The 22117-nt window shown below is 62.4% G+C and carries 11 protein-coding genes; 2 read left to right on the top strand and 9 right to left on the bottom strand.

Going from position 1 to position 22117, the window contains the following annotated elements; all coding sequences use genetic code 11:
* The first annotated feature begins 176 nt into the window (after nucleotides 1–176).
* Nucleotides 177–428, top strand: coding sequence for a DMT family transporter (locus LVD10_RS11245; RefSeq protein WP_305080583.1), 252 nt, complete (start codon nucleotides 177–179; stop codon nucleotides 426–428).
* A 756-nt stretch (nucleotides 429–1184) separates the two neighbouring features.
* Nucleotides 1185–3731 carry a lipase-like domain-containing protein gene (locus LVD10_RS11240; RefSeq protein ID WP_237063687.1) on the top strand — a complete coding sequence of 849 codons (2547 nt, stop codon included), beginning with the start codon at nucleotides 1185–1187 and terminating at the stop codon, nucleotides 3729–3731.
* Between the two features lie 145 nt (nucleotides 3732–3876).
* Here the strand turns inward: LVD10_RS11240 and ppnN are convergent, their stop codons facing one another.
* From ppnN to LVD10_RS11195, 9 genes are all read right to left on the bottom strand, one after another.
* Complete coding sequence (ppnN, locus tag LVD10_RS11235) at nucleotides 3877–5250, bottom strand: nucleotide 5'-monophosphate nucleosidase PpnN (protein ID WP_232941829.1); 1374 nt, start codon at nucleotides 5248–5250, stop codon at nucleotides 3877–3879.
* Nucleotides 5251–5564: 314 nt separating this feature from the next.
* Entirely contained in the window at nucleotides 5565–9065 is a 3501-nt protein-coding gene (locus LVD10_RS11230; RefSeq protein WP_237063685.1) for an eCIS core domain-containing protein, read from the bottom strand.
* Nucleotide 9066: 1 nt separating this feature from the next.
* Entirely contained in the window at nucleotides 9067–10677 is a 1611-nt protein-coding gene (locus LVD10_RS11225) for a PASTA domain-containing protein (protein ID WP_237063683.1), read from the bottom strand.
* Between the two features lie 18 nt (nucleotides 10678–10695).
* Entirely contained in the window at nucleotides 10696–14346 is a 3651-nt protein-coding gene (locus LVD10_RS11220) for a right-handed parallel beta-helix repeat-containing protein (RefSeq protein WP_237063681.1), read from the bottom strand.
* Nucleotides 14343–16697, bottom strand: coding sequence for a hypothetical protein (locus tag LVD10_RS11215; protein WP_237063679.1), 2355 nt, complete (start codon nucleotides 16695–16697; stop codon nucleotides 14343–14345). Before LVD10_RS11215 ends, LVD10_RS11220 begins: the two co-directional genes overlap by 4 nt.
* The gene (locus LVD10_RS11210) at nucleotides 16694–18940 is read right to left on the bottom strand and encodes a baseplate J/gp47 family protein (protein WP_237063678.1); all 2247 of its coding nucleotides are present in this window, start codon (nucleotides 18938–18940) and stop codon (nucleotides 16694–16696) included. The genes LVD10_RS11215 and LVD10_RS11210 overlap by 4 nt, the downstream gene beginning before the upstream one ends.
* Complete coding sequence (locus LVD10_RS11205) at nucleotides 18937–21426, bottom strand: baseplate J/gp47 family protein (protein WP_237063677.1); 2490 nt, start codon at nucleotides 21424–21426, stop codon at nucleotides 18937–18939. The genes LVD10_RS11210 and LVD10_RS11205 overlap by 4 nt, the downstream gene beginning before the upstream one ends.
* Nucleotides 21423–21815 carry a GPW/gp25 family protein gene (locus LVD10_RS11200; RefSeq protein WP_232941843.1) on the bottom strand — a complete coding sequence of 131 codons (393 nt, stop codon included), beginning with the start codon at nucleotides 21813–21815 and terminating at the stop codon, nucleotides 21423–21425. The genes LVD10_RS11205 and LVD10_RS11200 overlap by 4 nt, the downstream gene beginning before the upstream one ends.
* Entirely contained in the window at nucleotides 21796–22116 is a 321-nt protein-coding gene (locus LVD10_RS11195; protein WP_232941845.1) for a hypothetical protein, read from the bottom strand. Before LVD10_RS11195 ends, LVD10_RS11200 begins: the two co-directional genes overlap by 20 nt.
* Between the last annotated feature and the right edge of the window lies 1 nt (nucleotide 22117).

The raw sequence follows: 22117 nt of genomic DNA, 5'->3' as shown, positions 1-22117 counted from the left end.
GGCAATAACAGGGGGAAAAATGGTTGTGGGGGAGATGGGGCTCTTTTGCAGAGGCCATTAACGGTTTTTAACCTGTCTAACATGACTTTGCCGCGCTAGTGTCCGATGCAGTCCCAGGGAGGACCCTGGGATGATCGTTAATCAGTGGGGAAGGCCCCGTAATCAAATGGTGCCGTATGAACTGGTTGATCCTTATCCTCGCTGGTTTACTGGAAGTGGCCTGGGCAACAGGGCTCAAATACACCGAGGGCTTCACCAGGCCAATACCTTCCCTGGCAACGGTGGCCGCCATGGCTGCCAGCTTCTGCCTCCTCAGTATCGCGATGCGCTCGCTACCCCTGGGATCCGCCTATGCAGTCTGGGTTGGAATCGGCATGGTGGGGGCGGTTGTCGTGGGTGTTGTGGTATTTCATGAGTCACATCGGTGATCAAGGTAGTCAGCCTGTGCTTTCTCGTCGCTGGTGTTATCGGCCTTAAGTGGTCAAGCGGAGCTTAGTCACCCAGGGTTCGGGGCGCTCCCAGCTCGACCCGGCTTGATAGCTGGTATCGAGGATAGATGCCAGGGTTGGCAAATCGACGGGAGATAATGCTTTTCCCGTCGTATTAGCTTCCACCAGAAGGAAGAAGAAATGCGCTTTTTCCAACCCGTGACGTCGGCATAATGAGACGTCTTCGGGGTAAGGTTTGCCTCGGGTTACCGTTCTCGATGCTTACGGGCTGGCCCGAATTTTTATTTCCACCCGCTTTCCCGTGCTGCTTTGCCGTTAACGTCCCCTGAATTGTTGGTCCAGGTATGAAAGTGGCATGCGCTGGATACAGGACTGGTACGCCAGTATGCGCCTCTTTTGTGCGCTGCTTCTCAGGGGACGTACGGTCACTTTTTTGCTGTTTACTCTGTTTCACTTTCGTGACTAGAATCTTTCACTCAGCCATTTGGGTGATCCTCCATGGCTGTGATGTCAAAAATAATAAGTTTTAAAAATAATAAATTTATCCCAATAAAAATCAGCGACAACACGCCAAATCATCATCAAACGCCGGCATACCGCTGTATGTCCAGGGTATCGTATTGCCTTAGTCAATTTCTCGATTCGCCGGCCAGCCTCAAAGGTATGTAGTTCTCCTTTCAATTGATCGTTGACGTGTTGCCAAATCAAGTTCACAGAGAGAATGAGGTTCGGCGCATGATGAAGAGACTTACCCCCGTTTACCTCGGGATCATTTCCCTGTTTTTCCTCCAGCTGCCCCTGGTTGCCAACGCATCCAATTTACCCGCGGACAGGTACACGCTGACGCTTTCCCATAGTGGCAAATGTGTCAATGTGCCCGGCGGCAGCACTTCCAGTAACATCCAGCTGGAGCAGGCCGGCTGCTCGGGCTCGGCGGTGCAGAATTTCGATATCAGTTCGGTGGGCGACGGTTATTACCGGCTCGTCAACGTAAACAGCGGTAAGGCCATGCGGGTGCAGTCCGGCTCGAAATCGAACGGCGCGGCTGTGGTGCAGTATAGCTGGTACGACTATGGCTCCCAGCACTTCCTGCCGCAAAGAAACGGCAGCGGCTATATCCTGCGCAACCGCAACTCGGGCAAGTGCGTCGAGCTCTCGGGTGCATCGCAGGGTGACGGGGCGCGGCTGGTGCAGATGTCCTGTACCGGCTCAACGCAGCAGACCTTTGCCATCGACCCCACCATCGACGGCGAGCGCACCCTGGCACCCGGCAGGTATACGGCCAGGGCAGTGCACTCGGGCCTGTGCCTGGATGTTCCCTCGTCCAGTACCGCCAATGGCAGGCAGCTTCAGCAGTGGAGCTGCAATGGCACCGCCGCACAGCAGTTCGACTTTGTTTACGCCGGTGGCGGGCAGTACGAGATCATCAACGTCAACAGCGGCAAGTGTGTCGACATCTACTGGGGCCAGAGCGGCAATGGCACTCCAGTGCAGCAATACAGCTGCAACCAGGGCAATAACCAGCGCTTCCTGGTCGAGGGCACCGGTGACGGCGAGTTTTTTATCAAAAGCATTCTGTCGGGCAACAAGCCGATCGATGTCTCCGATGTCTCAATGAATGCTGGCGCCGACATCCATCTCTGGGACGAGCATGGTGGTGATAACCAGAAGTGGACGCTGGAGCCAGTGGTCTACGCGGCCGCGGTGCAGGACGGCATCTACAATATTGTCGCCCGTCACAGTGGCAAATGCCTGGATGTACCCGGGTCCAGCACATCCACGGGCACCCAGTTGCAGCAGTACTCCTGTAACGGTACCAGTGCGCAGACCTTCGAGTTGGTTCACCAGGCCGACGGCTACTACAAGATCCAGAACACCAACAGTGGCCTTTCACTGTCGGTGCGGGATTTTGCCGGCGCCGCCGGCGCGGCCATCGAGCAGGGCGAGGGCTTTGGCAGTGACAACCAGCTTTTCCGCTTTGTGCCCTACGATTCCGGCTACGTAATACGGCCCAAGTCCAGCTACCAGTGCCTGGATGTGAACAACAGCCCGTTCAGTTCCGGTTACCAGAAACTGGAGCAATACACCTGCAACTACGACAACAACCAGGTCTTTGAGCTACAGCCTCTATCAACCCCAGCCAGTTATGCGGCAGCGCAGGTTGCCAACAATGAAACCGTTGTCCTGTTGCACGGCTTTGCCGGCTGGGGCCGCAATGAATTGTTCGGTTTCAAGTACTGGGGCGGTGGCTGGAAGGGCAAGCGGGACCTGCAGGAAGTCCTGAAGTCCCAGGGGCACGACACCGTGACCCTGGCAGTGGGGCCGCTCAGTTCCAACTGGGACCGGGCGGTAGAGGCCTACTACCAGCTGAAGGGCGGCTGTGTGAACTATGGGGCAACCCATGCCGCGACCCACGGGCACAGCCAGTTTGGCCGCTGTTTCAGCGGGCTGCTGCCGGACTGGGATGCCTCCAGCAAGATCCACATCATTGCCCACAGCCAGGGCGGCCAGACGGCCCGTGTACTGCTCAAGCTTCTGCGGGACGGCTCGCCGGAGGAGAACTACGAATCCGGCAGTGTGTTCGAGGGCGGCAGGAACTGGGTGCACAGCATCACCACGGTTTCCACGCCCCACAACGGCACCACACTCACCGAGTTCTTCAACCCGCTGGATATTACCGAGCAGCTGGTGACCTCCATTTACCGCGCGGCGGGGCTGGTCAGTGGCGAGAACGTGATCTACGACCTGAAGCTGGACCAGTGGGCGCTGACACGGCAGTCCGGGGAGAGCTGGGATGACTACTTCCTGCGCGTGAAGGACCACCGCCTGTGGGAGGACTCGCTGGATACGTCCCTCTATGACCTGAGTGCGGAGGGTGCGCCCTATATCTATGGTGGCGCCATCACTTACCCGGATGTGTACTACTTCTCTTTCTCGAACCAGTCCACCTTCAAGGGACTGTTCACGAAAAAGCAGTACCCTGTTGCTTCCACCTTCCTGCCGTTTATGCCGCAGTCCCTGTTTATGGGGCAGTACAAGAACAGCAACCTGGGCGTGGATGCCAGCTGGTTCGCCAATGACAGCGTGGTGAACACCAACAGCATGGTGGCGCCGATGGGTGCCCCTTACCAGGACTACAACGGCTTGCCCGTACCCGGCGTATGGCAGCATATGGGCAAAAAGTCCGGCTGGGACCACCTGGATGTAACCGGGATGTTCACCCTGAAGGATATCAATCCGATGTACCTGGACCATGTGGAGATCCTGAAGTCCCTGGATTGAGGCGTAAACTTTTCGTAAGGAAGTGAGAGAGAAGGGGACCCCGGTAGCTGCGGGTCCCGAGTCAGGGCCAGCCCGGATAGCGGGCTGGCTTTTTATTGCCGGTTTGTGCAGTAGAGGCCCCGGAATGGCCGTCGGCCAGCCTGGCTTACCCGGTACTGATTTCGTAGCAGGGAATATATTCCTTGCCGGGCAGCTTCATCCGTTGCTGCTTCGCGAAGGATGCCAGCAAGGTATCCATACTGCGCATAAGCTCGGGGTCGCCGCGTAACTGGAAGGGCCCATTTTCCTGCACATTGCAGATACCCTCGTTTTTGACATTGCCGGAGACGATGCCGGAGAAGGCCCGGCGCAGGTTGGCGGCCAGCAGGTAGGGGGCCTGGTTGGAATGCAGTTCCAGGTTATGCATGTTCTCGTGCGTGGGGATAAATGGCCGTTGGAACTCGGTGGATACCTTCAGTTGCCAGTTGAAGTAGTAGGCATCCCCGGATGCCTTGCGGTACTCCTTGACCTGCTGGATACCGGCCGCCATTTGCCGTGCAACTTCCGCCGGGTCGTCGATGATGATCTGGTAGCGTGACCTGGCTTCCTCGCCCAGGGTAGAGGCAATAAACTGGTCGATGCGGATAAAGTAGTCCGCGGCACTGGCCGGGCCGGTGAAAATGACCGGGAAGGGTTGCTCCCGGTTCTCCTCGTGCAGGAGGATCCCCATCAGGTAGAGGATTTCCTCCGCGGTACCGGCCCCACCGGGGAAAACGACAATGCCATGGCCGGTGCGTACGAAAGCCTCCAGCCGCTTCTCGATATCCGGCATTATCACCAGCTGGTTGACGATCGGGTTGGGTGCCTCTGCCGCAATAATCCCCGGCTCGGTAATGCCGAGGTACTGTCCGTGCCGGTCGCGCTGCTTGGCATGCCCGATGGTGGCCCCTTTCATCGGGCCCTTCATTGCGCCGGGTCCGCAGCCGGTGCAGATATCGAGGTAGCGCAGGGCCATCTCGTAACCCACCTGCTTGGTGTAGTCGTATTCCTCCGATGAAATGGAGTGCCCACCCCAGCAGACCACCAGCCTCGGGGAGCGAGACCGGTCAAAGGTGCCGGCATTGCGCAGGATATGGAACACCGCGTCGGTGATACCCTGGGCAGAAACCAGGTCATAGCGGGGATCGCCGGTAATTTCACTGTTGACATAGATAATGTCGCGGAGCACGGAAAACAGGTGTTCGCTGATCCCGCGAATCATCTTGCCATCGACAAAGGCGATCCCCGGGGCGTTGCGGACATTGAGCTTGACACTGCGCTCGGTCGGGATAACCGAGATGTCGAAATCGGAGTACCTCTCGAGCAGTTCCTTGCCGTCGTCCATAAAGCCGCCGCTATTGAGAACGGCCAGGGAGCAGTTGCGGAAAATCTGGTACTGGGGGCCGCGGCTGTCGTCCGTAAGCTTGTTGATTTCATACTTGGACAGAATGTCGAACTGTCCTACGGGTGATACCTGTGCATCGACGAGATCGCTGGTCATGCATCCCTCAAGTGGCGCGGAAAACTTCAGAGTACAGGAATTGCTGTACGTGGGATATAGCATTGTAAGACAGGGTTTTGCTCCTGCCCCGTTCAACAACCTCGAATGCCCTGATCAGGAATGCTTCCAGGTGTAATCAGGTTCTGGCGTTGAATTTATTCTCCTTGGAGCGGATTTTCCCTGACTGCCATTGAGTATATTCACTGACGGCCCTTTTCGCCTTAAAGGGCATGGCCACTCTGCCCCAGAATTGGCTTTCCACCAGTCCTGGCTTGATTACAGCTTTGGCACCCAGGGGCATACAGCGACCGACGCTAGACAATCCGTTCCATGATATCCCCGGCGAGTTCGCGGACGTCAATGTCGGGGTAGGTGAATTCGGCGTCAGAGAAGTCGAGCTGCAGGCCGTTTTCCTCGTCCCAGCTGGCGGGCTGGAAGATGGAGACTTCGAGGCCCGAGCCGAACGAGGCCAGCGTTTCATCCCAGCGCTCGCTCCACACTTCGCCGTAGAGTGCCACACTGGCGGCGACCTGGCCGTAGACGCCGACCCGGAAAGACGGCGTGAAGGATCCTTCCAGGTCGAGTTCCAGTGACAGTCCTGCCAGTGGTGTCCAGTCCAGAGCCAGGTCGGCACCGGCATCCACCTCGAAATCCAGCGCAGCAGTGATGCCTACTTCGCCAGTCAGGTCGGCAACCGCGGCCCCAACCCCCAGACCGCCGCCAATATCCAGTTCGATACCAGCATCCATGCCGAAGTTCAGGTGGCTCTCACCGTGAATCACGGCCGAATCCGGATCGCCGAGCGTGTATTCGATGTCAGCGTGGCTGTCGTCCAGGGTGGCGGGCCCGATCGTCGCATATCCGCGCAGGCCACCACCGATAAAGCCGAAAACACCGATCGAACCAACGACGGGAATGGTTACCCCGAAGATCGGGAACTCGACCCTGGGGAAAGTCACCAGGTCCCGGTCGCGCTCGATGGCCTCAAAGAGGGTGATCGAGGGGGGCAGGGCGATGCCGCCGGACAGGACAATCTCGTCGTCGGGGGTGTAGCGGACGCCGACGGTGCCGGTGAGGTAGGGGCCGAACTCGATCGAGATAGAACCACCACCCCAGGCTTCGAAGGTATCGATCGGGTCACCTGACTGGTCGAACTCGCCCTCCTCGGTGACGGGATAGTTGCCGATGGCGAAGTCGAAGGTGCCGGTCGCATTGCCGATCGCCAGGTCGCCCTCGCCGCGCAGGATCAAACCGCCGTTATCGAAGGTCGCGTCCAGTGTGCCGGTCACCCCCGGGATGGCGAAATCGGCCGAGCCGGTGCCGCCCAGCGCCCAGGCGCTGGTTTCGGGGTCGTAGGTCACGTTCACCGTCACCGTTGCGTTCTCGACCGCTGGCCAGGCTGAGGTGTCCAGTGTGACCGTGCCACCGATCGAGATGCCTTCCTCTTCGCTGTAGCCGATCTCGATGGTGGCAGGCTCGGACTGGCCGGGCAGCTGCACGGTTGCCTCACCGTCGAAGAGGAAGTTCTGTTCCTCGTCGATGCCCACGTGGATCGTGCCGGACTGCAGGCCGGGGACAACGCCTTCGGTGATACCCAGCTCGCCATCGAAGCTCCATGCCTCGTCCTCGTAGCGGACGGTGATGAAGGCCGGGTCGACGAAATCAAAGTCGAAATCGAAGTTGCCCTCGATCGCGGTGCCTGTGGCAATCACGGTGCCACTGCCGATCTGGTCCAGTTCGAAGGCGGCGGCGCCGCGGAAGAGTAATCCCTCGTCGCCCATGGCGACCGCTATATTCGCCTCGGTGACCTGGAAGAAGCCAAAGTCCAGCTGGTCAGTGGGGATGTCGACATCCAGGCCGATCCCATATTCCGTGAGTCCGACGGTAGCCTGGAAGCCATCGAACATGGGGTGGGTCGAGGTCAGCGTCGCCGACAGCTCCATCGCCCAGGCGTCGCTCAACCCGGCTTCGCTCAGCTCGAGGGGGCTTGCACCTTTAAGTTCCGCATGCCTCGCCCGTGCGCCCATCAATGCCTCGCGAACCTCGCTGCGGTCGATGTAGGCTCCATAGCCGTAGCGGCGATCGAAACGCAGCGGGAGCCTGATATCGGCGCCTACGACAATCCTGTCGCCTTTAACTTTCTGTTTGGTATCGCGGTCGTAATAGGTACCGACGCCGCCCCGGACCCGGCCCGTGATTGCGCCGACCTCCTGATCCGGCTCGAGGGCCTGAGGATCAAGCCCCTGTTGGATCGTTGCCGATTCTATGCGGAAGTTCTTGAAGAAATCGTCGTCCTTGGCGCCCAGGGGCTGGCCGCGATAGGTTGGGTTTGCGAGATCCGAGACATCGACCCGCCGGTAGAACCCGCTCTCCTTGCCGAGAAACCAGAGCACCGTACTCGGTGCGCTTCCATCGCCCTTTGCGGCGAGTCCCAGTTCTTGCAACTCGTCGAGGGGCACCGCCTGAAGCAGCCGCCGCTGTCCGAACTTGATGTGCTTGGCGGCGATGATTTCGTCCACCGTCCAGGTGTCAACATCAGCGGCCACCTCGTCACCACCCGCGACGCGGTTGAAATGCAGGGCCTGTCCCCGCGGTGTGCGGGAGAAGCGCAGCACGTCGCGGTTTTCGTTACGGCCCTGGAAGAAATTGTCCTCTCGCGCACGGCGGAACAGGTCATTGATCTCTGCCAGGACCGTATTCCTGATCTGGGACCCGGAGGATGTATTTGCGGACCCTTCCAGGAGCCAGACGTTCTCGATCGAATCGGGGCCATCCAGCTGGTGCTCGCGGTAGTGGTCGACGTGATAGAAGGTTGCCTTGCCCTTTTTATTCCAGTTTGGGATCAGCAATTCGTCCCGGGCCAGAAGCTGGGCCTTGGTTCCGGACAGTATCTGGTTCGTTGCGCGGACTTTCAGGTAGTAGACCGGATCACGGTCGCTCTCTGAAGCGGGGTTGGGGATAAAGGACTCGATGGCCGCTTCGATTTCATCCTTGTTTTCGCTGACATGTTGCGTCCACAGCCGGCGTTGCGCGGTATCGCGTTCTTCAGAGTGGGTTACGTATTCAAAGTCACGGCCCGAAATTAACTTGTCCGTCGTAATACCCCGCAGTGGGGATTTGCCCTTGATCTTGCCGTTGATCTTCGGCAACTCCAGCCTCGGCATGGTGAAAAGGCTTGGACTTTGGGCAAAGTCGAGGATAAAGCCGCGATCGCTGCCTTCACCCTCCCAGGTTTCACTGACCTCGACATCACCGGGATCGTCGCGCTGGATAACATAACCCTCGCTCGCGGCCTGGGACTGCTGCAGGACGTGCATTAGTTCGTGGGCGAGTACACGCAGGTCCCGGGGGTCGCTCGCTGCGAAGCCGTCGCGAAAGAAAATATGGCGGCGCAGCGCGAAGGCCCGGGCATCGATGGCGTTACCGACTTCGGCCGCTACCGGATCGTCGTGAATGCGGACACTGTCGAGCTTCCTGTGGAAGTGACGCTCCATCTGGTCGCGGGTTCCACTGGGGAGCGGGCGGCCGCCCTGGTCCACCCGGTCTACCAGTTTGCGGGAAAGGTCGGGTCCCAGTTCCGCCCGGCGGCCCGATGCCGAGAAGGGGCTGGGGGCAAGGTCTACCGGTTGGCTCCCGAAGCGCTTCGCCGCATGGCGCGCCTCGGATTCGAAGCTGGTGTTCCGGGGCTCGATATACACCGGCTGATGGGATTGCCGTTGGGCCGTCGCGGCGGCGTCGGCAGGCACCTCGGTGCGCCGGGACCGGGTGGCCTCGGGAGCATCGGCTGTCTGCTTCTTTGCCTGCGTCTGTTCCATCTCACCTGGGCTTCGCGAACATGAGCTTGACGCGCTGACCCTTTTTCAGGGGCTTGCCGGCGGCCGGGGTCTGCTTGCGCACCCGTGCCCCCCTGCGCCTGGCTGCGTCCTCATCAAATTCAGGTTCCCCGATACCCTCTGCCTTGAGCAGCTTGAGCGCCTGTGCCCGGGTTTTCCCGGTGATGTCGGGCATGATGGGAGGTTTCTCCGCATCCTCTTTCGGTGGTTCGGGTGCTGCAGAGACCACGATGGTCGCGCTGTTCCCGGTTTTCTCGCCAGCCGCGGGGCTCTGGTCAATAACCACCTTCTCAGGCCCGTCGTGGGGCCTGGTAACGGTTTCGATTTTTTCGATCCCGGCGCGGCGCAGGATAGTATGGGCATCCTTGTGCCTCTTGCCGATCACGTCCGGCATCGAGAGGCCGTTACCTTCTTCCGCCTGCTTGACCGAGATGACCAGTGTTACCCCCGCATCGCCGACGGCTTCGCCCGCTTTGGGGTCATGTTCGAGGACGACCGCGGTGGGCCCGTCACTGGGTTTCTCATGGATTGTCGGGGCATCGATGTAGTCCGGCACGAGAATTTCGAGGGCTTCCTTGCGGGTCCGGCCCACGAGATCGGGCATCAGCCGGGCGGCAACGCCCATGCAAAGCTTGATTTCAGTGTTCTCGCCGACGGCGGCACCCGCTTCCGGGCTCTGCTCGACCACGCGGCCCGCATTTTTACGGTCCACTACCTGGGCGAACTGCACTACGGAATATTGCAGGTCGGTGAGAGCCTTGCGGGCTTCCTCTTCGGTCCGCCCGATCAGGTCGGGCATGGCCTGTTCCGGTTCGGGACCCAGGGAGATGCCGAGAAGCACAAGGCCGCCCGGTGCCAGGGTACGACCGGGATCGGGCGCCTGGGTGATGACCGTCTCCGCAGGCGCATTGTCCGAGTGGCTCTCGTCGTAGCTGATGCGGAAGTCGCCAAGCTCGCCCAGCGTCGCCTTTGCATCTTTGGTGGTCTTGCCGATAAGGTCGGGCATTACCACCTCCTCAGACGGCTGGTCCGGCCTGGGTTCCACTTTGCCGCAGCGACCGGTGGTGAAATCGCGCTTTACCATCAGCCCCGGGGTCAGTTCCAGTGGGCGACCGTCGAGAACGGCGAGCTGCCCCTGGGCGTCCCGGATCTCGATCCGCGCCGACTCCCCCGTCGCTTCGGCCACGATGGCAAAGTAGCCGAGCCTGTCGATCGGCGAGGTAGCGATGATGCAGCCGCTGGAATCGATCAGGTCTGCCTCGCCGCCGCCGGTCGGTGACTCGACATGGCCGAAGACACGCGCTTCCTCAGTGTCGGATCGGGTGGAGAGCCGCTTCATGGTCGCGTGGGCATCATCCAATTCCTCTGTTGCGCTTTCTGCAGTGCCCTGGGCCTGCGCCAGTGAAATTGATCGCCAGACCAGTGTGTCGGTGTATCCCGGGTCTCTCGCGAATCCGCCCCAGCGGGCAGCCCGGGCCGTCGCCTCCTGCGCGGCCTCTCTGCGTGCCTTGTGCCGGATACGCGCCCGTTCGAAGGCTTCTTCCAGGTCGGCCCCTGTTCGGTCCAGAATGTTGTCGCTGAACGCTTTCGCCATGGCGGCGCCTCGCTTTTATCAGGATTGGATGTTGCCTGGCCCGGACGGCACAGCGGGGGTTATCCGCATCTGTGTCATCTGGTGACTGGCATGGTTCAGGAAAGTGGTGTTGTCACGCCCGGCGGTCAGCGCCGCCCCAAGGACGCCTTCTTGCGGCCGGGATTCGATCCGGTTTGAGACGCACTGGATCGAGAGCAGGCCTGTCGCCAGCAGGTGCAGGAATGCATTGGTGTCGCTGTGCATCGACTTCAGGGTGTTGTCGCTGATCTGCACGTCATAGGGCGAGACGACGGTTACCATTGCGGCGGCGGTATCGTTGCGCGTGAAGCTCTCCGTGCGGATATGATTGTTCTGGAACTGGATCATATCCCGGTCCCGGTAAGCCGAAACCTTCATCATTGCGGAGACGAAGACCTGCAGGAGGTAGTTCGACCCGAATTCCCCGAACTCGATCTGGAAGATGCGGAACAGGGCCATCACCCAGACCAGTGACTCTATCTGTGGGAACCCGGAATTAACCACGGATACCGCGCTCGCCAGCCGGGGCCGGTCCGGGTTGGTCCGCGGGGCGAGGGTGGTCAGGTGATTGTCAGCGATATGGAAGGAGCCGGCCCCGCGCACGTCCAGGCTCATGCCGAAATTGACCGTGACCTGGTTGTTCTGGATACGCAGGGCCTCTGTCCGCGGCAGGGAAAGCAGCTTCGCGATGTCCACGGCCTTTGCGGAGAATTTCCGGTTCTTCACCATCTCCGCCTTTTTTTTTCTGGAGACATGGTGCTCCTTGCCGGCATCGGCGCCGCCGGCATCGGCGACTTTATCGGTCAGGTCGCCAAGTTCGCCGTCCGTGAAATCGCGGATGATGCCGCCGGTGACGGGTGGTCCCCAGACCGGCGCGGCGCCGTCGATAAGGATACCGCCCGACACACCCAGGATATTACGGTTTCCCGAGCGCTCGATGCGGCCGACTGCACTGATCTGGTTGTCGTGAATGTGGCCGGTCTGCACTTCGGAGATGTAGATGCCGGCGGACGGGCTGCGGTGATCGGTGCCGATCCCCTGGATGATGTTTGAGCCGATTTTCGCACCGCGTACGACCTGCAGCGCTATGCCGCCAAAACCGATTTCCTGCAGGTCATCGTCGTCGAGGGTCGTGGCGACAGCCACCCGGGCGCAGTTGCTGATATGGTTTCGCTCGACGGCCAACTGCTCGACGATACACTCGCCGGCGGTGGAGCGGAGTGAGAGATTCCATGACGGGATCGAGATGCCCGAGCCGCCCATGCCGGTAATCTCGTTGTCGATGATATGGACATGGCTTACCGCACCCGCCGGTACGTAGAGTGTCCAGTCGTCATCCTCGTCCTCAGGCTCGGGTATTGTCAGTGTCGGGTCGATGCCAAGGCAGCCCTGCAGGGCGACCTGGGCGATATTGATGGGGTTTTCCACGAAGCTGAAGGTCGCATTCGAGATCACGTCCTGCGCCGCCCCAATGGTCGCGGAAACCGCATCGCTTTGCTCGAGCAGGTAGCTGCCTTCCACATCTGCCTTGCGACTGTTTCGCGTCCAGACAGCCTGCTGATCGACGGCTTTCATCATGCCGTCCCCCAACTCGGCGACCAGGTTCGCCTCGCCGTAATTGACGCCCACCACCTGGATGAGATTCAGGTGGCAGAGTGTAATTCCGTGGCCGAGTCCACCCTGGATGACGTTGCCCGCAATCCGGACGCCCCGGCTCCCCGAGGCGACCTGCAGGCCGCCGAGCGACATCAGTGTCAGGCGGGAGGAGTCGCAGCGGAAACTGTTATCGGAAATATCGAGATCCTCGCCGCCGACGAACGCGAGCGGGCGCAGTTCGGCGTATTGTTCTGCCGGGATGATCTCCGTTTCCTCAGTCGCGAGGAAATTGCAGTTTTGCACCCGGGTTGCGGTGCCGTCGACCAGCGAGATGGCGGAGCCGCGGCCATTCGTATCGATTCGCTCCAGCGTCAGCTGGTGGGTACGTGCGGCCGCCACTGCAAGGCTGTTGCCATCATCAATGGTCAGATCCCTGATCCTGACGCCCGCACAATCCTCGATGGTCAGCACGGGCCCGCCGCCCTGACCCTGGGCCAGGCGGGTCTGGCCCCGGCAGCCCTCGATGGTGATGTTGGCGCGATTCCGGAGTGTGACACCGCCCGTGTGGGTGCCGGGGAGGAGGCAGATACGCCCGCCCTCATGGGGCAGTGCGGCAATGGCGTCCTCGAGCCGGTCGACGTCGCCGAAGCTTGTCACGCCGTTGCCAACCGTCACGGTGCAGCAGCCCTGGAGTTTCCACAGCGGCCGGATTTTGCGACGGCAGTCGTGGAGATGTCCCACCACTTCCCCGCCGTCCAGCTGCCAGTGGATCAGCGCGATCAGGTCGGCGGCGCGACGGGTGTCACCCGGTGGCTGGCCGCCCGGTTCGAGCATCCGCTGCGGGAATACCGTGTCGTTGGCGTTGACGCGTACGCTGAAGGTCCACTGGTCGCCCGGACAGCCCGGCTCGATGAAGTCGAGTCTTACTCCGGTCGTGGCGAGAGGCACATCCACATCGGTGGCCGTGGAGGTCTGCATGGCAACGGCCGGCGGCTCCCAGAAGCGCACGAACAGGAATGTGCCGTCGCCCTGCGCGTCGTACCAGTCGCGCAGGTCGCCGTCCACCGGCGTGGCGAGTTCCAGGGTCTCGTCGCCAGGGGAATAGCCCTCCTGGATGGCGTGGAACCGGCCGAGGGGCGCGGCGGTGACTTCCCCGTTCGGCAGTCGGCTGTCCCAGGCCAGAAGCTCGGCAATCTGGCCCGAGACCGGGAAGCGCGAGCTGTCGTCAAAGGGAGTCACGATCCGCAGGGTGGCGTCGTCGTCGAGCGTCGCCCGGTAGAGCTCGCCGCCGTTACGGTAGGCCCAGACGAAGCGGTCCGGCGCGGTCAGCATCACCTTGATCGTGTGGTTCAGTCGTCCGAAATAGCCCAGGGCCTGCTCGGGCGCGCAGGGGTTGTCGGACTGTTCCACTGTGCCCAGGTGGACCCGCAACCGCCCACGGGGGCGGAAAGCTGGCGAGGGCATCTCGACCTCGGCACAGGCGCCAGCCAGCAGGTCCATGACTTCCGGGCGCGCCTCGGCGCACGCGGACGGGACGCCGGGCAGGATGCGGACCTTGGGCGAGTTGCGGACGCGTGTGGCCGGGTCGCTGCGCATCGCCACCTCGTCCAGCTCGCTGTCCTCTACGACCGTGACTGCCAGTGTCCGGTTGTCGATTACCACCGCATCGAAACGTTCGCCACCTGCCGCTGTTATTTCGTCTGCTTCCGGCCAGCCGAGCGTCATGTTGGGCTCGAGCGGGGCGGACAGGCCATGTGGTTGGGCGATAAATGGATAGCTCTCGGGATTTCTCAGGAGGTCGCCGTCCAGCATGTAGTGACCGGCGGCGAGGTCGAAATCGACCATGCCGCCCGTGTTCCTGAGCCCGTCGGCACGCCAGCCGTTGTCGGCGCTGCCCGCGGGCGCGATCCAGGCCCGGTCCCGGGCCTCGTCTCGCTCGCGATGCGCGTCGAAGGCGGCGTTGAGGTCTGCGTCGGTAATTGCACCGCCGCCCTCCCAATAGACGCCGCCGTAACCCTGGCGGGCGTCGTGTTCCCTGGTGATACGACGTTTCATGTACGCCCCCCCGTTTCCTCGTAAATCTGTGCATTTTGCCCAACGGGCAGAAAGGTACTGACAACCCGTGCCAGGTCGTTCCGGCGCTGGTGCCAGAACCTCGAATTGCCCACGCCGATCTCGGTCCGGTTCTCGCCACCGTGAAGCAGGCCAGAATCGGCAAGGTCCGAAAGCGCCGCGAAATCCGGGTCGCCGAACCGGGTCGAACGCAGCGATGCCGGAGGTATCGTGCGCCTGTACTCGACGCATTCGAAACGGCGGGGCAGGGTGGACGGGTCGATGCCGGCGACCCCCTCGTAGCCGGCTACCGCACTGAAACGCAGGCAGGACTGCTGGCGGTTTGTGATGTAAAGCGGCCCGTTGAACAGGGTGTTGGTGGCGAAGGCCAGGTTCGCGTGGCAGGCGCCAAGGACGGTGGAATTCACCAGGTGCAGCCGGGCGAGCTCGGTTGAGATCGCCGGGCGATCCGGGTCGTTCGACTGCACAATGGAATCCGATATGCGGATTTCACCGGCGTTCAGCAGTGATGGGTCGGTCCGGGTTTCGACGATGGGGCCGGTGATTGACCGCTCGATCCGCAACAGCCGCACCGAGCCCTCGATCTCGAGTGCCACGGCGGGGATGGCCCGGGCGGTGCCGGGGTCGAGTCGTGCCTGTTCGCCGCCCGGGTCGAGCGAGACATGGCGAAGAGTGACCGTTTCGAAGTGCCCGTCGAGGACCAGCCGGGCATGGGCGGGCGGGGCCGGCTCATGCGCCCCGCCCACAGCGGTTTCGACAGGGGCATCGCCGAGCAGGCCCAGCCAGAGCCCGTCGATGACCAGGTGATTGTCCTGTCCGCCGGTCCCGACGATGGTGAAGTCGCGCTCCGGGTCATCGGTGCGTGAGATGACATAGGGGCGTGTGCGATCGGCAGCCTCGAGGCGTAACTCGCCGGTAACGTTGAAGCGTCGGTTGGCCGGCCACTCCCACAGGTAGCGCCGGTTATCGCGGAAGGGCTGCAGCCCGGCGCCGGGCGGTGTGAACGGCACTTCGTCGTTGGCATCGTTGAAGGTGGGCCCGAGGTCGATGTCGCTTTCGCGCGGAAAGGTCCCGGCCCCGACACGGTGGACGAGGCCGAGATGGTGGAACAGCGGGTGGAACACTTCCGGCGGCGCGGCGCCATCGTCCGGTGCCTCGGCAAGCTGGACACAGCCACTGGCTACGTCGATGAGCAGGGCGGCGTCTTCTGGCCATTGTGTCCCGGGCATCCAGCGCGAGAGATTGGCGGCCACAATTTCGTAAGGATCGAGCTGCCGGGTGTCGGCGAACGGGCCAATGTCGAGTCGCACATCAGCCTCGAGCTGGCGCGCCTTGGCGCAACCGGGAACCTGGCACTCGCGCAATAGTGACTCGCGGAAGTTTGCGTACAGCGAGGCCGACAACTGGTCGGCGAGGATCCGCTGGAAGGCCTGTCGGGTCCGGAATGCGACACCGATCCACGGTGTCAGGGCAGGTGTCAGGCCCGGGGAGGCGATGGTATCGAGGGCATCGCTGCTGATTTCGAATTGCGCGTCGTTGAACCGCGCGCAGCGCATTGGAACCGGGAACTCCTCGGGGCCGACGGGCCAACTTCCGGCGCGGTGGTCGAAGGTCGCACTGTGGAAGAGCTGCGTGGCCCGGCCCGAGGGGTCCAGGGTAAGGCGTGTTTCGTCCAGCCAGAATGGTGTCGCCATGTCGACCCGCCAGCTCTCGTTCGCGAACAGGTTGAAGTGGATCGTGGCGTAGTCGTAGGAGGCCGCGCGTCCCTCGCGCGGGCCAAAGTCCGGTAGCCGCGCGAATTCGTCAAACGCGGGAAGCGCGGCGTCGTCCACCCGCGGCCCGGTCAGTTCGGGCAGGCCGCCGACCGGGCCCCCCGAGAGTGGTGCCGAGCGGAGGTAGGCCATGTCCAGCTCGTGGGGCGGTCGCGCCAGCCAGCGCTCGATCTCGCGGACATAACCCTCGGTTCCGACGATATCGGTGATGAGCATGTCCAGCAGGTAGCGGGTGGTTTTCCGTCGCTGGTAGTTCATGAAATTGGCTGCGACGGTCCGGTTCGCCCGGCTGTTCTGCGCCGATAGCGTCTCGGCACCGACCAGGTCGCCCAGGTACTTCACTGCCCAGTCGTCGGCCAGCTCGATCGAGGAGGCGGTCCAGACCCGGTCGATCTCACGCCGCATCTCCGCGAGCCGCTCGGACATGGCCCGGACCAGGGTTTCCAGGGTGCCGTTGTCCAGGTCGTTGGTCCAGTAGAGTTCGGGAATCCAGGAGTGAAGCTTGCGGTAGTAGTATTCCTCGAAACCGTCGAGCGCGCGGCCATTGATCGGGTTGCTCATCGCACCACCTCCAGGTCCAGCGTCGCATCGAGGTATTCGTCCGGAGCCTGCGCGATCGTGGAGGTACTTTCGCTGCCATCAAGGCTCAGCCGTTCGACGCGAATGATGCCGTCAATTCCGTTGAGCGGGGCCAGCAAATCGGTGCGGCTCCAGGTGTGGCCGATCCTGGCGCGGCGTGGGGCCAGAAGGCCGGTAAACTCGTGGAAGTAGATGTCTCGTACACGGCGTTCAACATCGGCCGCGCGGGCCCCGGGCGCCAGGCGCAGCGTGAGGGCAATGCTGTGCGGCGCGGGCCGCGCGCTGGCCACGTTCACCAGGCTGCCCTCCGGCGCATGGCCGACGAGGAAATCGCGAAGCTCGCCCGCCAGTGCCGGGTCGAAGCCGCCATCGAAGACCGCGGTCACCTCGACCCCGGCCCGTTTGCGGACAGCATTCCAGTAGGGCCGCGCGCTGGCGGCCAGGGCGCCGAAGTTGCGCGAGAGCACCGCGTAATCCTTGGCCGAGACGCAGCGATCGTTGGCCGAGATCCGTGCGGGCAGGATAAAGCGCAGGTCCTCGGTATCGTCACCCTTCAGGCCGCCGAGAGCCGGGAACGGGTTGAAGACTTTCTGTACCCCCTCGACCTTTCCGGCCAGCGCATTGATGGTGAAGGCATCCGGGTTGTCGCCGGTTGTCCCGTATCGATAGCGTGCAGCCACGTTCTTGTCGCCGGGATTGGCAACGCCGCCGAGGATGACATGGGCCTGTCCATCGGCCTCGATCCGCAGGGTGTAGACCCTGTCGTCGGCAGCGATCCCGAACAGGTGTGGTACGTAGCGCCATGGCACGCTGTCAACGTAAACCTCGATGGCGGGCTCGGGGTCCGAGAGGTCGCTGCGCAGGAATGTCAGTGGCTTCTTTCCGAGCCGGAATGTCTGGTAACGCCGGCCACTGGCGCTGCCGAGGGTTTCAACCACGGTCTTGCCCTGGTCCACCATGGCGAAATTACCGTGGATCCTGAGCGGTGCCTTCAATACGATCGCGGGGTTGGAGATCGAGGCCAGTTCCAGTGCCGCGCGGCGATTGTGCGGGTTGACGTTGAGGCTGGCGGTGATTTTGACGCTGCGGTGCTCCGCATCGACCACGACAAAATCGCCCTGGTGGTCGAGATCGTCGCCCAGGTATTTCTCTTCAACGTCGATATGTCCTGCGAAATCGGCCAGTGCCAGATGTGTCTTTGGCGCGCCGATCAGGTGCCCGCCGCGCCGGGCACCGTGGAATATTACGTGCGCGTGGCCGTTGGTAACGTAGGTGTCCAGCGAAATCCGCGTGACGGGCGATAGCACCGGTGCGGTCTCGCTCTCTATCAACACCCGGTTGATCACATTCACCCCGGTGATGCGGCCGTACCTGAGCGCGCCGCTTTCGCCATCGATGGCAGCGATTTCCTGGTTCACCTGGAAGCCCGGCTGCACACCCTGGAGCTCCAGCTGGTAACTGGAAATACCCCGGCCTTCGTTCTGGTTGACGAAACTCTTTAATTCGATATCGCTGAGGTCCCTGCCCGTGAGGACTGACAGCGAGCGGTCGAGCTGAAGCTCGGCATAGCTTTCGCCGGAGGGGAACTTGTCATTGCCGATCTCCTCGAGGATCGCAGCCTTGCGGATGGTACCGCTCCTGAACAGCACCGGCTCGTCCACGCGAAGGTTGCGGAAGGCACCACCGATGGCGACAAAGTCAGCGTCGAAGGTGGTCTCGCGCGGTGGTATCGCCGTCATCGCGTTCAGCGCGGGGTCGATGGGCGCATCGCCTGTCGTCTCGAAGGCGAGGGCGGGATGCCTGTCGTTGCCCTCGGACGTTACACCCCGTCCGCCGGTCAGGACGAGGGGCGCGCGGGCATCCGAGATCACAGCGATGCGCGCCATCGCCGCAAGGTTCGGCCTTGGCTGGTAACCGGTCAGGGCCGCCAGCTGGCGAAGTGAATCCTCCTGTGTCGCGGTTGCGAGGTGCTGTTCCAGCGTCCAGAGATGGTTGTAGAACGACAGGTTGTCGAGCAGTGTCGCCAGCCATTCGAGGACCATCCGGCCAATGTCATCCTCGAGGCTGGTTTGCCAGTGCGCGAAGTTGGCGCGGGTCGAGAGTGCCTGGAATACCTCGATACGGTGGTCGGCGAAAAGTTTCGGCAGCGGTCGTCCGTCGGCATCGAGAAGCGCCGGGAAGCGGGGTGGGCAGAGGCAGTGGAGGCCGTCGGTCGCAACGCTCATGGGGCGGTCTCCTGTGGCAGTTGGCTGTCAAAGATCTCGAGGCGGCCCAGGTCAGGGCGCATCGGGTCGTGCTTGAGGACGGGAATCTGGTCCGGTGCACTTTCGAGGAAACTCTCCGTGAAGTCCCTGAAGTCTCCCTCGCCGCGCCAGCGGTAGCGGATGCGGAGGATACGGGTCACGCCCTTCTGCCCCGCGATCCGGGTTTCGAGGGCGGCGCGGTGGAGGCGACTGCCAAAAGTGAGGTTGGCCGGGTGGAACAGTGCTTCAGGATCGTCGGCGGCAAGGGTTGCAACGATGGCTTCGACAACGTGGCCCCAGGGCACACGCGGATCGTGGCAGAGAACTATTTGCAGATCGAGCGGACGGAGTGCGGTGTTGGCGAGGTATGCCGGCCGCCCGACAAGGCGGATCTCTTCCAGGAAGCGGGTGACCTCGGTCCTGATGTCGTCGTCGAGGGCAATGCTGTCTTTCGGGTCCGTGGCCAGGAAGGTGCCGGTCCAGGTGCCGAGCCAGTACGATCGGGCGGCAACCGCGTCGATGTCATCCCGGGCCGAGACCAGCGCCTCGTAATCGCTGTCGCGGACGGCCCGCAGTTGCATCGCCTTCGTCGCATGCGGCACGGTCAGCCTGGCGAGGGCCAGTGGCTCGGGCGGCTGGGCGTTGTCGAAAGCCAGCGGGTTCGAGGCCGACAGGATCGCAGTTGGCATCGGCAGGCTGTCCGGTGCCTCGTTGGCAGGATCGGCGAGTAGCCGCATGCGGTCCGGCGGCAGGTTGGCATGTGCTGCCCATGCTGTCCGGTAACGCAGCCGGAAGAAGGCGCCGTCTGCCGGTGCCAGGCCGAAGCCGTTTGCGCCGAAGCGCAGGCACCAGCCCGGGTCGCCAATATAATCCCGATGCTCACGGCGCTGCCCGTTGTCGAGCCAGGTGAAGACAGGTCCCCAATGGCCGGCTTCCACGGTCGCTGCCTCGTCAGCCGGGCCCTCCGCCAGCAGGTCGGCGACCACCCGCCAGTGCTCCTGCAACGCGCCCTCGGCATTGGTCCGCGCCAGTGCGACATCGGGACTGTAGCGGCGGTCCCATGGCATGTCGCCCGCGGCAGGGCGCCATGACAGCCCATCGGTCACGGTCCGCACCATCGGGAAACGGTAGACCACCGGACGTCTTGCCCCGCTCCCGGACAGCGGACCTTCGCGTTCAATTGCGGTGGGGAGCGCCTGATCGTTGTCACCGATACTAAAGCGCTCTTCGTGCGTCAGGCCGGACACGACCGGCACGATATTGGCGCTGACGAATGCCCGTTCCAGTTTCAGGTCAAAGGGCAGTGCATCCTCGGCGCGCCAGTGCAGTCGTGTGACATCCATACCGACCAGTGCATCCTCGACCAGCCCGGGGTCCTCGTCGAGCGTCACAATGATCCGGTGGAGCGGCTCGGACTGGTCGACCGGCCGGGTTTCTATCATGATCCTGGTACCGGGGCCGACCTGTGGGTGGACCAGGTCGGTGCCCGTTACGGTCAGCTCGCGCGCGCCCCTGGCGATCCAGGGGCAGGTCTCGTCCGGGATGTGGACCGGGATATCGGTCCAGCGGGCACTGGTCGGATAGCCGGTGCCGGCAAGGATGTCGTCGAAGCTGGCCCCGACCTCGAAGGGAATCACCATATCGCTGTCGCCAAATCCGGCGAGGGCGGTTCCCGCGATAACGGTTTCGTCGAAAGGGGGAAGACCGGTTGGCCTGGAGGTTCCCTCGTAATGGCGCAGCACCACATAACCCTGTGCCGGAAGCTCGGGGCGCAGGCTGTAACCGAGGATACGCGTGATCTGCTGGAAGGAGCGTCGCTCTGTAAGGTGCTCGAACTGGGTTTGCAATCGGTAGCCGTCCTGCAGGAAAGCCATTTCGTCGCCGATCGCGGCGATCAGGTCGCCCAGCATTCGCGCCTGGTCGGGCACGATGTTCATCTGCCACTGGGGATATCGTTCCCGTGAGAATGCCGCGAAGGTGTCGAGGTAGCTCTGGAAGTCGCGGGCGAGGTAATCCACCGGATAGTCGGAGCCGGGACGGTCGCCGGGTACGCCGTGGCAGGCGCAATCGAACACGGTGGGACAGGCCTGCTTGAACGAAAAGTCCGCGGCCGAGCTGAAAGGATCCAGGCGCGCCCCGGTAAGGTCAGCCAGGCGCAGGCGCTGCATCTCGAAACTGGCGCCCGAGTCGAAGATTACCGCCAGCACGTTGCGCGTCCTGCCCTGGGCATCCGTATGCGCCTCGAAATTCTGGGCCTCGACGATTCGTGGTTCCCTGGAGCTGGTGCCCAGGCATTCGATATCCAGTTCGTTCGCCGCGAAACCGAGATCGGGCTCTAGCGGGTCGATCACGAAGTAGATATAGATTTTCGCGTGATTGACTCCGTCGACGGCAATGAAGTCGATGCCCGTCTGGTCGAACGAGGGCTCCTGCTCAGCGAGGAGTATATGGCGTCCGAGCCCACTCATTGCGCCATGGTCCGCTTCAGGACATCCGTCGTTCCCGTGGCGAGGATGACGTAGCTGACCTCGATCTCGAAACGGGTGGGTTCAGGCTGGCGGATCTCGATCCCCTCGACACGGACAACCTTGTCCAGCCAGCGCGCCATCGCGCGACGGATCTGCGCCTTGACGAGATCGGCAACCTCCTCGTTGATCGATGCGAACAGCAGTTGTGGGATGGGGGTGCCCATTTCGGGCCGGTTGATACGCTCACCCGGCGCCGTCATCAGCGTCTGCAGCACCAGGTCCTGAACGTAGCGCTCGTAGTCGAGAGTCTTGGTAAACCGACCGCGGTCCTCGTCCAGGGCCAGCGGGTAGGCCAGCGCGTGGATCGGGTCAGAAGGTGATGAGAACATGCTGGTTTCCTGGCAGGATCTGAAGTGGACCGGAGGAAGCGGGCACGGGGGTGTAACCGACCCCCACCGACTGCGTATTGACAAGAGGTATGCCACTGGCCGTGACGCGGCTTCCGGCGACGGTCCAGGTACCGGTAACAGTCAGTGCGGGCGAGGTGCCGGGAAAAGCCGGCACGTCGGCCTGTACCGAAAGCGGCATATTCGTCGAGGTTGCGCGCAGGTTTACCGGTACGAAGGCTGCTGCACGTCCCTGCGCGGAATCGACAACGTGTGCGGCTACGGTGAGGGTGGGGTTGCTCATG

It is taken from the genome of Microbulbifer zhoushanensis, assembly GCF_021729055.1.
Lineage (GTDB): Bacteria > Pseudomonadota > Gammaproteobacteria > Pseudomonadales > Cellvibrionaceae > Microbulbifer > Microbulbifer zhoushanensis.
Note: the sequence above shows the minus strand (reverse complement) of the source record. Positions and strands in the feature narration are given on the sequence as shown.